At 58.0% G+C, this 12,964-nt stretch carries 7 protein-coding genes and 1 rRNA gene; 1 reads left to right on the forward strand and 7 read right to left on the reverse strand.

All coding sequences use genetic code 11. The annotated features are described in order from the left end of the window. Positions 1 to 131: 131 nt before the first annotated feature. Both WFO70_RS19725 and metH read right to left on the reverse strand, forming a co-directional pair. Positions 132 to 1,763 carry a Na/Pi cotransporter family protein gene (locus WFO70_RS19725; protein ID WP_337018613.1) on the reverse strand — a complete coding sequence of 544 codons (1,632 nt, stop codon included), beginning with the start codon at positions 1,761 to 1,763 and terminating at the stop codon, positions 132 to 134. Positions 1,764 to 1,947: 184 nt separating this feature from the next. Next, complete coding sequence (gene metH / locus WFO70_RS19730) at positions 1,948 to 5,631, reverse strand: methionine synthase (protein WP_337018615.1); 3,684 nt, start codon at positions 5,629 to 5,631, stop codon at positions 1,948 to 1,950. A gap of 194 nt (positions 5,632 to 5,825) precedes the next feature. On the opposite strand from metH, the gene iclR reads away from it, so the two are divergent. Next, a complete protein-coding gene (iclR, locus tag WFO70_RS19735) occupies positions 5,826 to 6,653 on the forward strand; it encodes a glyoxylate bypass operon transcriptional repressor IclR (RefSeq protein ID WP_337018616.1) in 828 nt (275 codons plus the stop codon). 81 nt (positions 6,654 to 6,734) lie between these two features. On the opposite strand, the gene aceK is transcribed toward iclR, so the two are convergent. From aceK to rrf, 5 genes are all read right to left on the reverse strand, one after another. Then, positions 6,735 to 8,462 (reverse strand): bifunctional isocitrate dehydrogenase kinase/phosphatase, encoded by a 1,728-nt coding sequence (gene aceK / locus WFO70_RS19740; protein ID WP_337018618.1) that lies wholly within the window; start codon positions 8,460 to 8,462, stop codon positions 6,735 to 6,737. A 65-nt stretch (positions 8,463 to 8,527) separates the two neighbouring features. Next, the gene (gene aceA / locus WFO70_RS19745; protein WP_337018620.1) at positions 8,528 to 9,832 is read right to left on the reverse strand and encodes an isocitrate lyase; all 1,305 of its coding nucleotides are present in this window, start codon (positions 9,830 to 9,832) and stop codon (positions 8,528 to 8,530) included. 33 nt (positions 9,833 to 9,865) lie between these two features. Next, positions 9,866 to 11,467: a malate synthase A gene (aceB, locus tag WFO70_RS19750; protein WP_337018622.1), complete on the reverse strand. Its 1,602-nt coding sequence runs from the start codon at positions 11,465 to 11,467 to the stop codon at positions 9,866 to 9,868. Between the two features lie 269 nt (positions 11,468 to 11,736). Then, entirely contained in the window at positions 11,737 to 12,666 is a 930-nt protein-coding gene (metA, locus tag WFO70_RS19755) for a homoserine O-acetyltransferase MetA (protein ID WP_337018624.1), read from the reverse strand. Between the two features lie 192 nt (positions 12,667 to 12,858). Next, positions 12,859 to 12,964, reverse strand: a 5S ribosomal RNA gene (rrf, locus tag WFO70_RS19760); the annotation flags it as partial.

Raw genomic sequence — 12,964 nt, forward strand, 5'->3', positions numbered from 1 at the left:
AGTGTCGGTCTTTCTGACAGCATAACACATCCCTGTATAAAATTTTATACAAACCCTCTATGCCACAACGTTAATACAGGTAATGTGTTTGCTCACGCCTCGCCGTTTAGTTCTGCGAGGCGCTATCCAGACTAATACTCATCCCGGCCATCATCTTCATCCGGTTGCTCCATCACGCTGTACGCCACCGCGCAGAACAGGGAGTTGAGGCGCTTCATGTCGCCCAACAGCCCCATATGCAGGGAGCTGGTCTCGATACTTTGCACGTTCTGCTGATGCAGTCGGTCAACGTGTGCGTGGGAGTAGCGGCGGTTGAGGATGCGGAAGCGGTGCTTGTTACGGCGCAGACGACGGGCGCTGGCTAGATCGCTGGAGAAAAAGACCGACATCGCCAGCCTGAGGTTGGCGAGCAGCTGATCGTGCAGCGCATCCAGCTCTTTGACCCCTTCGAGGGAAAATGCCCGGCGGGCCGCCAGCGATTTGTCGGCGATTTCACTCCCCATGCGCTCGACGATATCGGAGGCCTGCTCAAGGTTAAGCGACATCTCGATGATCTCTGCCCAGCGCCGGGACTCCTCCTCCGCCAGCTCGTCTTTCGGCATCCGCGCCAGATAGAGCTTGATGGCGGTATAGAGCACGTTGATGTCGTCGGCGACCTTACGCAGATCTTTCTCTTCCCGTGGCTCGCCGTGCATCACCTTTTTCAACCCCTCCAGCATCAGCTCCATAGCATCGCCCATGCGCAGCGTTTCCCGGGCGGCATTGGCCAGCGCCAGCGCCGGGGTGTCCAGGGCCGAAGTATCCAGATGCTTCGGTTTAAGGCGCGCATCCAGCTCCGGTTCATCGCGGATCACCCGCTTACAGAACCGCGCCATCGGCTCGGCAAAGGGCACCATCACCAGGCAGCGCACCAGGTTGTAGAAGACGTGGAAGTAGATCACCAGCTCCGATTTCGGCAGCGGCAAATTGTCCATCAGGTTCGCCAGCGGATAGACGAACGGCAGGATGACCAGACTACCCACCAGCTTAAATAGCAGGCTGCCGAGGGCCACACGACGCGCCGCGGCATTGGCGGCGCTGTTGTTGAGCATCGCCAGCAGGCCGGATCCGAGGTTAGCGCCTATTACCAGGCAGAGGGCCACCGGGAAGGAGATGATCCCCGCCGCGGTGAGCGTGGCGGTTAACAGCACCGCCGCCAGGCTGGAGTAGCTGATCAGGGCAAACACCGCGCCTATCAGCGCATCCAGCAGGATATCGCCGGTCAGCGAGGCAAAGATGACCTGCACGCCGCTGGCCTGGGTGATGGGGGTCACAGCCTGGACGATCAGCTCCAGCGCCAGCAGGATCAGTCCCAGGCCAATTCCCACGCGTCCCAGCTGCCCGGCGCGGGTCTGTTTACGGCCAAGGAAAAATATCACGCCGATGAAAATCAGTAGCGGCGACAGCCAGGAGAGATCGAAGGTTAACACCCGCGCCATCAGCGCGGTCCCCACGTCAGCCCCGAGGACAATCACCAGCGCAGGGGTCAGCGCCACCAGGTCCTGGGCCACAAAGGAGGTGACCAGCATGGTGGTGGCGTTACTACTTTGCACCAGCGCGGTCACGCCAATGCCCGCACAGAACGCGAGCGGTTTTTTCTCAACGCTGCGGCTGAGGACGGTACGTAAACGGGCACCAAAAACACGCATCACGCCGGTACGGACAATGTGCGTGCCCCAGACCAGCAACGCCACGGCAGAAAGCAGATGTAGCAGAGTCAGCACGGATGTAGGTTCTCCTTGTCGTTATACGTTTTCCTGAGGCTCATTGCGCGCTGTATTGCCGGATGGCGGCTGCGCCTTATCCGGCCTACGCTCGGCCTGCGCTTTTCACAAGTATAAGGCTTCAAACGGTAGAAAGAGACAAGGCGCTCATTGAGCGCCCTGTTTGTAGTCAAGAATAGTGATGTCAGTCGGCATCGTAGCCCAGGTTCGGCGCCAGCCAGCGCTCCACTTCAGAAACGCTCATCCCTTTACGCAGGGCGTAGTCTTCCACCTGATCGCGCTGGATCTGCGCCACGGCGTAGTACTTGCTGTCAGGATGGCTGAAATACCAGCCGGACACCGACGCCCCCGGCCACATGGCGAAGGATTCGGTGAGTTTCATGCCGGTATGAGTTTCAACATCCAGCAGCTGCCAGATGGTACCTTTCTCAGTATGCTCCGGGCAGGCCGGATAGCCAGGTGCCGGGCGAATGCCCTGGTAGTTCTCGCGGATCAGCTCCTCGTTGCTGAGGTTCTCGTTCGGCGCATAGCCCCAGTAGACTTTACGCACCCGCTCATGCAGGTATTCCGCAAAGGCCTCGGCCAGACGGTCGGCAATCGCTTTGATCATGATTTTGTTGTAATCATCATGCTGTGCTTCGTAGGCCTCCGCCAGCGCATCCTCCTCCAGCCCACCGGTCACGGCAAAGGCGCCGATGTAGTCGGCTTTACCGCTCAGCTTCGGCGCGACGAAATCGGCCAGGCAGTAGTTGGCAAAGCCGACCTTCTCGGTCTGCTGGCGCAGATGATGGCTGACCGTCAGCACGTGGGTGCGGGTCTCATCGCGATAAATCTCGATGTCATCCCCCACACGGTTGGCCGGGAACAGCCCCACCACGCCGCGCGGGTTGAGGGTTTTCTCCTCGCTGAGCTTGTCGAGCAGGTCGTTGGCATCTTTAAACAGGCGCTGGGCCTCAACGCCTACCACTTCATCTTCGAGGATGCGCGGATATTTCCCGGCCAGTGACCAGGTCATAAAGAACGGCGTCCAGTCGATGTAGTTGCGCAAGGTTTCGATGCTGGCGGTCACCTCCTGCACGCCAAGCCGATGGGCCACCGGCGGCGTGTAGCTTGACCAGTCGAAGGCCAGGTCGTTATCCCGTGCCGCCGCCAGTGTCACCGGCGGGGTGCGCGGCTTTTTGCGCGCGTGCTGGATACGCACCGTTTCGTACTCTTTGCGGGTTCGGGCGACAAAGTCGTCGCGCTGGGTGTCGGAGAGCAGCGCGGAGACCACGCCCACGGTGCGCGAGGCGTTCTGCACGTAGACCGTCGGGCCGCTGTAGTTCTGCTCGATCTTCACCGCGGTGTGCGCTTTCGAGGTGGTCGCGCCGCCAATCAGCAGCGGAATGGTAAAGCCCTGACGCTCCATCTCTTTTGCCACGTTAACCATCTCGTCCAGAGACGGCGTAATCAGCCCGGAAAGGCCAATCAGGTCGGCATTCACTTCACGCGCGGTCTTGAGGATTTTATCCGCCGGAACCATCACGCCCAGGTCGATAATTTCGTAGTTATTACACTGCAGCACCACGCCGACGATGTTTTTGCCGATGTCGTGCACGTCGCCCTTCACGGTGGCGATGACCATCTTGCCGTTACTCGAGCCTTTCTCTTTACTGGCTTCGATGTAGGGTTCCAGATAGGCCACGGCCTGCTTCATCACGCGGGCAGACTTCACCACCTGCGGCAGGAACATTTTGCCCTCGCCGAACAGATCGCCGACCACGTTCATGCCGTCCATCAGCGGCCCTTCAATCACCTCGATGGGACGCGCGGCCTGCTGGCGGGCCTCTTCAGTGTCGAGTTCAATAAATTCGGTAATGCCTTTGACCAGCGAGTATTCCAGACGTTTTTTCACGTCCCAGGAACGCCACTCGGCCTGCTGTACGTTTGCCGCCTCGTCCGATTTGCTGCCGCGGTATTTCTCCGCCAGATCCAGCAACCGTTCGGTGGCGTCGTCGCGGCGGTTAAGGATCACGTCTTCCACCGCGTCACGCAGCTCCGCAGGCAGATCGTCGTAAATCGCCAGCTGGCCGGCGTTAACGATGCCCATGTCCATCCCGTTGCGGATGGCATAGTAGAGGAACACCGCGTGGATCGCTTCACGCACCGGGTCGTTGCCGCGGAAGGAGAACGACACGTTCGACACGCCGCCGGAGATCAGCGCGTGCGGCAGCTCGCGTTTGATGTCTTCACAGGCACCGATAAAGTCCTGCGCATAGTTGTTGTGCTCTTCGATCCCGGTGGCGACGGCGAAGATATTCGGGTCAAAGATGATGTCTTCCGGTGGGAAGCCGACCTCTTCGGTCAGGATCTGGTACGCGCGGCGGCAGATTTCAATTTTGCGCTCGCGGGTGTCCGCCTGGCCCACTTCATCAAAGGCCATCACCACCACGGCGGCACCGTAGCGGCGCACCATCTTCGCGTGATGGATAAAGGCCTCAATGCCCTCTTTCATCGAGATGGAGTTGACGATGCCCTTGCCCTGAATACACTTCAGCCCTTTTTCGATGACTTCCCATTTGGAGGAGTCAATCATGATCGGCACGCGGGCGATGTCCGGCTCACCGGCGATCAGGTTGAGGAAACGCACCATCGCCGCTTCGGCGTCGAGCATCCCCTCATCCATGTTGATATCGATAATTTGCGCGCCGCTCTCTACCTGCTGGCGGGCAACGTCCAGCGCTTCGCCATATTTCTCTTCTTTGATCAGGCGCTTGAACTTCGCGGAACCGGTGACGTTGGTACGCTCCCCGACGTTCACAAACAGGCTCTCATCGCCGATGTTCAGCGGCTCAAGACCGGCAAGACGACAGGCTACCGGGAGCTCGGGCAGCTTGCGTGGTGGCAGGCCTGCCACGGCATTGCTCATGGCGGCGATATGCTCCGGCGTGGTGCCACAGCAGCCGCCAACGATATTCAGGAAACCGGACTCGGCCCACTCGCGGATCTGCGCCGCCATGGTTGCAGCGTCGAGATCGTACTCACCGAAGGCGTTCGGCAGGCCGGCGTTCGGGTGGGCGGTCACGTAACATTCGGCGATGCGCGACAGCTCCTGCACGTACTGGCGCAGTTCGTCCGGCCCCAGGGCGCAGTTCAGGCCAAAGCTCAGGGCATCGGCGTGGCGCAGGGAGTTATAAAAGGCTTCGGTGGTCTGCCCGGAGAGGGTACGGCCAGAGGCGTCGGTGATGGTGCCGGAGATCATGATCGGCAGGTCCACGCCCAGGGCCTCGAACTCCTCTTTTACCGCGTAAATCGCGGCTTTGGCGTTGAGGGTATCGAAGACCGTTTCAATCATGATCAGATCGGAACCGCCTTCCACCAGCGCCCGGGTCGACTCACGGTACGCGGCCACCAGCTGGTCAAAGGTGATATTACGAAATGCCGGATCGTTGACGTCCGGCGAGATAGAGGCGGTGCGGTTGGTAGGGCCAAGCACCCCGGCCACGTAGCGCGGTTTCTCCGGCGTGCGGGCCGTCCACTCGTCGGCGCAGGCACGGGCCAGCTTCGCCGCCTCGTAGTTGATCTCCGCCGACAGGGATTCCATCTGGTAATCCGCCATGGCGATGGTTGTCGAGTTAAAGGTGTTGGTCTCAACGATATCCGCACCCGCCTCGAAATAGGCGTAATGAATGGCGGCGATAATCTCTGGCTTGCTCAGCACCAGCAGGTCGTTGTTACCTTTCAGATCGCAGGGCCAGTCGGCGAAGCGGTCGCCGCGAAAGTCGTCTTCACTCAGACGATAGCTCTGGATCATGGTGCCCATACCGCCATCCAGCACCAGAATGCGTTCATTTAACTGCGCACGAAGTTGATCTACTTTGCTGCTCACACTTGCTCCCGACAACGCTCAACCAGGCCAAAAGGCCAGCAGACCATACTGGCATAATCTTGCTAAGGGGAAAAGTCACACCGCGGTAACATGAGACATGTTCACCATAACTCCTCCGATCAGTAAGGATACCGGTTGCAAAACAGCCAAATAAAACGAAAATGATTTCCACGATACAGAAAAAGGAGCCTGTCATGGTCGCCACCGTTCCCGCTAAACGCGGCAGAAAACCTGCTGCCACCACCGCTGCACAATCAGGCGGACAGGTTCAATCCCTGACGCGCGGCCTTAAACTGCTGGAGTGGATAGCCGAATCGCACAGCAGCGTGGCGCTGACCGAGCTGGCCCAGCAGGCGGGTCTGCCGAACTCCACCACCCATCGCCTGCTGACTACCATGCAGCAGCTGGGCTTTGTCCGTCAGGTGGGCGAGCTGGGCCACTGGTCCGTAGGTGCCCATGCGTTTATCGTCGGCAGCAGCTTTCTGCAGAGCCGTAATCTGCTCGCTATCGTGCACCCGATCCTGCGCAAGCTGATGGAGGACTCCGGGGAGACGGTCAACCTGGCGGTACTTGACCAGAGCGATCATCAGGCGATTATTATCGACCAGGTGCAGTGTACTCAGCTGATGCGCATGTCGGCACCGATTGGCGGCAAGCTGCCGATGCACGCCTCCGGGGCGGGGAAAGCATTTCTCTCGCAGCTGAGCGAGGAGCAGGTGACGGGGCTGCTGCACCGTAAAGGTCTGCACGCCTATACCCACGCCACGCTGGTTTCGCCGGTGCATCTGAAAGAGGATTTGGCGTTGACCCGCAAGCGCGGCTACTCCTTTGATGATGAAGAGCATGCGCTCGGTCTGCGCTGTCTGGCAGCCTGTATTTTTGACGAGCACCGTGAGCCCTTTGCTGCGATCTCTATTTCCGGGCCGATCTCGCGAATGACCGATGACCGGGTGACCGAGCTGGGCGCGCTGGTGATTAAGGCCGCGAAAGAGGTGACGCTGGCGTATGGTGGGATTCGTTAAGTCTTCAATGCCCGGCGGCGCTACGCTTGCACGGGCCTACCGGTCTTTGTAGGCCGGGTAAGGCGCAGCCGCCACCCGGCGTTAAACCGCAAATCTGATGCTAAACCGCTGTTTACGCCGGTAAGCGTAGACATCTTCCACATGGCCGTTCTGAATGCGCGTCTGCAGGCTCCGCCAGTAGTCAGCGCGGAACAGATCGGCATGCATCTCCTCAAACAGCCTCCCGATGCGCGGGTCGGCGCAGAGCCAGTGACGAAACTCCTCCGGGAAGACATCCCCCGGTGAGACGCTGTACCAGGGCTCGCTGGCGAGCTCATCCTCCGGATAACGCGGGGGCGGGATCTCGCGGAAATTCACTTCCGTCATGTAGCAGATTTCATCGTAATCGTAGAACACCACCCGCCCGTGTCGGGTAACGCCGAAGTTTTTAAACAGCATATCGCCCGGGAAGATGTTGGCTGCCGCCAGCTGGCGGATAGCATTACCGTACTCTTCGATAGCGTCGTGGAGAGCCTGTCCCTCCGACTGCGCCAGCCAGATATTGAGCGGCACCATCCTTCGTTCGATATAGAGATGGCTGATGGCAATCCGATCGCCCAGATCGCTGATTTTTCCCGGCGCTTCCTGAAGCAGCAGCGCCATCAGTTCCGGCGCTATCTGCCGCTTATCGAGCACGAAGTTCTCAAACTCCTGGGTATCGGCCATGCGCCCGACGCGATCGTGCTCCTTAACCAGCTGATAGCAGGCGCGCACGTGGGCGGCGGTCATCTCTTTCTGCGGGGCGAATTTGTCCTTAATCACCTTAAACACCCGGTCAAAACCCGGCAGGGTAAAGACCAGCATCACCATGCCGCGAATGCCCGGAGCCTCGATAAACTGCTCATCAGCATGGGCGATATAGTGCAGGTACTCCCGATAGCTCTCGGTTTTGGCGTGCTTCTGACACCCTATCGCCATGTAAAGTTCGGCGGTGGTTTTACCGGGCAGGATCTCCCGCAGCCACTCCACCAGCGCCCCCGGCTGAGGGGCGTACACCATAAAATAGGAGCGGGCAAAGCCGAAAACGATGCTCGCTTCGGCGCTGGTGGTCAGGCAGGTATCCACCGCCAGCGCCCCTTCATCGCTGCGATGAATAGGCAGCAGAAATGGCAGCGTGGCGTCCGGGGTAATCAGCTTGCCCACCAGCCATGCGGCTTTGTTGCGATAGAAGAGCTCGTTAGCGACCTGCAGATGGCAGTTGCGCAGGGTGTCTGCACCCAGCGTTTCTGAAAGATGGGCGATGATATACCCCACATCACGCGGACGATTTTGCCACGGCAGACGCAGGGGAAGATCGGCTAATACCTTGGTTAACAGCGCCTCCCAGCCCTGATCCGGGAAGAACTCCTTCGCCAGCGGCCGCGGCAGAGTGCGAAAGCGTTGTCCGGGCTGTGAGCTGAAAATAAACAGCCGCTCCGGTGACAGGGAGCGGTGATCGAATAACCGACAGTAGACGGAATTGAAAAAGCTTTCCGCAATCTCATAGCGTGGGTAATCCGGCAGCAGCTGCGTATAGTGCGTTTTCACCCGCAGCAGGAAGCCAGCGTCAATACTGATGCTGCCAGTGATACAGCGCAGCTGTTCCACCACCAGGCCGACGTGATGATCGTAGAGGTGGATACGCTGTTTCATGGCCTGCTGCACCGCGTGCCAGTCGGCCTGCTCAAAACGCTGCTGCGCCCCGGCCGTCACCTCCAGAAAGCGGCCATACTGGGCATCGAAGCCCTGCAAAATAGTTTGGGCAATCAGCAATTCCAGACCACACGACATAGCTTTGCCCTCATCGAATCCGTACGTAGGCCCGGTAAGCGTAGCGCCACCGGGCGTTTCCGTTATCAGAACTGCGCTTCTTCGGTCGACCCGGTCAGCGCAGTCACGGAGGAGGCGCCACCCTGAATGATGGTGGTCACTTTATCGAAGTAGCCCGTTCCCACTTCCTGCTGATGCGAGGCAAAGGTATAGCCCTTTTGGCTTGCCGCGAACTCCGGCTGCTGGACCTTCTCGACGTAGTGCTTCATGCCCTCGCCCTGGGCGTAGGCGTGCGCCAGGTCGAACATGTTGAACCACATACTGTGAATGCCCGCGAGGGTGATGAACTGATACTTGTAGCCCATGTCCGACAGCGCCTGCTGGAAGCTGGCGATGGTGTTATCGTCCAGGTTTTTCTGCCAGTTGAAGGACGGCGAGCAGTTATAAGCCAGCAGCTTGCCCGGATATTTCGCATGGATGGCGTCAGCGAAGCGTTTAGCCAGGGCCAGGTCCGGGGTGGAGGTTTCGCACCACACCAGGTCCGCATAAGGGGCGTAGGCCAGACCGCGGCTGATCGCCTGCTCAATGCCGGCATGGGTACGATAGAAGCCTTCGCTGGTGCGCTCCCCGGTAATAAACTGGCTGTCGTAAGGGTCGCAATCGGAGGTGATCAGGTCCGCCGCATCGGCGTCGGTACGGGCAATCACCAGCGTCGGGACGCCCAGCACGTCAGCGGCCAGACGGGCGGCCACCAGTTTCTGGATCGCCTCCTGCGTTGGCACCAGCACTTTACCGCCCATGTGTCCGCACTTCTTCACCGACGCCAGCTGATCTTCGAAGTGAACGGCCGCTGCACCGGCTTCAATCATCGATTTCATCAGCTCAAAGGCGTTCAGCACCCCGCCAAAGCCCGCTTCGGCATCGGCGACGATCGGCAGGAAGTAGTCCACAAATCGCGGATCGTTTGGCTCTATACCGGACGCCCACTGGATCTGATCCGCCCGACGGAAGGTGTTGTTGATCCGCTCCACTACCGCCGGAACAGAGTTCGCCGGGTAGAGGGACTGGTCCGGATACATACTGGAGGCCAGGTTGGCATCCGCCGCGACCTGCCAGCCCGACAGATAGATCGCCTCAATGCCCGCTTTTGCCTGCTGCAGTGCCTGGCCACCAGTGAGCGCGCCGAGGCTGTTGATGTAGCCCTTTTTCGACTCACCGTGCAGCAGGCGCCACATTTTTGCTGCGCCCAGCTGCGCCAGGGTGCACTCCGGGTTGACCGAACCGCGTAACTTCACCACTTCCTCTGCGCTATAAGGGCGTTCAATGCCTTCCCAGCGCGGTTGAGTCCACTCGTTTTGTAATGCTTCGATTTGTTGGGTACGGGTTTTCATGTGCAGATGCTCCATTATTGTTATGTGGTGAAATCAGGCCAGCAGGCGGTAGCCAGGCAGCGTCAGGAAGTCGATGAGCTCATCTGAAGTGGTGATCTGTTCCATCAGGCGGGCGGCGGCATCGAAGCGACCGCTGCTGAAGCGGTGCTCGCCCAGCTCTTCCTGAATGTTCAGCATCTCTTCCGACAGCATCTGGCGGAACAGGGCTTTGGTGACCGGTTTGCCGTTGCTGAGGGTCTTCTGATGGTGGATCCACTGCCAGATAGAAGTTCGTGAGATCTCGGCGGTGGCAGCATCTTCCATCAGACCGTAAATCGGCACACAGCCGTTGCCGGAGATCCACGCTTCGATGTATTGCACTGCCACGCGAATATTGGCGCGCATCCCCTCTTCGGTGCGCTCGCCCTCGCACGGCTCGAGCAGATGCGCGGCGGTAACAGGCGCATCCTCTTCACGGGTCACGTGCAGCTGGTTTTTGTTATCGCCCAGAATGCGGTTGAACACCTCCATGGCGGTATCGGCCAGGCCAGGGTGCGCCACCCAGGTGCCGTCATGACCGTTGCTGGCTTCCAGCTCTTTGTCGGCCTTCACTTTGTTCAGTACCTGATTGTTACGTTCGCTGTCTTTGCTCGGAATGAAGGCCGCCATACCCCCCATCGCGAAGGCTCCGCGTTTATGGCAGGTTTTGATCAGCAGACGCGAGTAGGCATTCAGGAATGATTTATCCATGGTCACCACCTGGCGATCCGGCAGGACGCGATCGGGATAGTTTTTCAGGGTCTTGATATAGCTGAAAATGTAATCCCAGCGGCCGCAGTTCAGGCCAACGATGTGGTCACGCAGGGCATGCAGAATTTCATCCATCTGGAACACCGCCGGCAGGGTTTCTATCAGCAGCGTAGCTTTGATGGTACCGCGCGGCAGTTCGAAACGATCTTCGGCATAGCTGAAGACCTCACTCCACCAGGCAGCCTCCTGCCAGGACTGGGTTTTTGGCAGGTAGAAATAGGGGCCGCTTCCTTTTGCCAGCAGATTTTTATGGTTGTGGAAGAAGTAGAGGGCAAAGTCGAACAGGCTCCCGGGGATCGCTTCCCCGTTCCAGGTGACATGCTTTTCCGGTAAATGCAGGCCACGTACGCGACAGACCAGCACCGCCGGGTTGGGCTTGAGCTGATAAATTTTGCCGGCTTCATTGGTGTGGCTGATGGTGCCGTTGACTGCGTCGCGCAGGTTAATCTGGCCTTCGATGACTTTATTCCAGTCAGGTGCCAGCGAATCTTCAAAGTCGGCCATAAAGACTTTCACATTGGCATTCAGCGCATTGATTACCATTTTGCGCTCTACCGGGCCGGTGATCTCGACGCGTCGGTCCTGCAGATCCTGCGGAATACCGCGGATTGTCCAGTCACCTTCACGAATGGAAGCGGTTTCCGAAATAAAATCAGGCAGCTTTCCGTTATCAATGTCTTGCTGCTGCTGGATACGTGCCGCCAGTAGCTTATTGCGTTTTGGCGTGAAGCGGGTCACCAGCTCGGTAAGAAACTCAACGGCATCGGGGGTCAGGACCTGCTGCTCCTGCTCGCCATGCGGTTGGTTAAAGGCCAGTTCATCGATAATGGTTGCCTGTTGATTCATTGCACTGCTCCTCGTCGTTGATCCGAATGCACTTCCCCCACGCGAACGAAGATCGTTGTGTAGTTTTCGTTCAGCAAAATTAAGACTATCTGGATTTATCATAAAATCAAAAACAATTTCCATTTTTAATTTTAAATTCATTTAATCCATTGATATTTATGTAATTAAAATTGATTCATAAGACGGGGATAATTTCGGAAATAAAAAAGGCACCCGAAGGTGCCTTAACTGGAGAGCTGAAACGCTACAGGATCAGGATCGTCAGAAGATTAATCCAGCGTCGGATTCATGTGGCGCAGATCGTATGGCGTGATCTGGTAGACGTAATAGTTGAGCCAGTTAGTAAACAGCAGATTGCCATGGCTGCGCCAGGTAGCCCGCGGTTTGTTCTGCGGATCGTTGTGCGGGAAATAGTTGTACGGAACGTCCGGGTTTAACCCCGCTTCAACATCGCGGAAATATTCGCTCGCCAGGGTATCGGGATCGTACTCGGGATGGCCGGTAACAAAGGCAATACGCTTGTCTTTACTGGCGAACAGATAGGCATCCCCCTCCTCGCTCTCTGCCAGGATCTCCAGATCGGTGTAGTCACGGATCAGCGCAGCCGGGAAATCGGCATAGCGTGAATGGGGAGCCAGGAAGGTATCATCGAAGCCCCGCGTCAGCAGCGCATGGGGATGCAGAATGTGGTGCTCATAGACACCAGAGAGTTTTTCGCTGCGGGTTTGCTTAGGGATACCGTACAGAATATTGAGGGCCGCCTGTACCGCCCAACAGACAAACAGCGTGGAGGTGACGTGATCTTTGGCCCACTCCAGCACCTGCTTAATCTGCGGCCAGTAGGCCACGTCGTTGAACTCAACGAGGCCCAGCGGCGCACCGGTGACAATCAGGCCATCGAAATTCTCGTCACGGATGTCATCGAAATTACAGTAGAAGTTATTGAGATGCTCCGATGGCGTATTGCGGGACTCACGCGCATCAATACGCAGCAGCTGAATATCGACCTGGAGCGGGGAGTTTGAGAGCAGGCGGAGGAACTGATTTTCCGTCTCAATTTTCTTTGGCATCAGGTTGAGGATAAGCACCTTCAGAGGACGAATTTCCTGACCTGTAGCGCGCGATGCCTTCATGACAAAGACATTTTCCTCACGCAAGAAATTGACGGCTGGTAGCTCGTCCTGCACCCGAATCGGCATAACCTTAAATCCTCACAGCATACGTATAAACGTTTAGACATCCAGATAGCTGACAATAACCAGGAATAGGGCAAATGTCGAGTCTGCATGTGAAAGGTGAGAAAGTTTCAAGGAGGGTAGGTTTAATGTGAATAGCGTTGCCCGGACGGCAAAAAACCCCGTACCTTGCGGTACGGGGTTTCTTTAATTGATGCCTGGCAGTTCCCTACTCTCGCATGGGGAGACCCCACACTACCATCGGCGCTACGGCGTTTCACTTCTGAGTTCGGCATGGGGTCAGGTGGGACCACCGCGCTAC

The sequence above is a fragment of the Leclercia sp. AS011 genome (assembly GCF_037152535.1).
Classification (GTDB): domain Bacteria; phylum Pseudomonadota; class Gammaproteobacteria; order Enterobacterales; family Enterobacteriaceae; genus Enterobacter.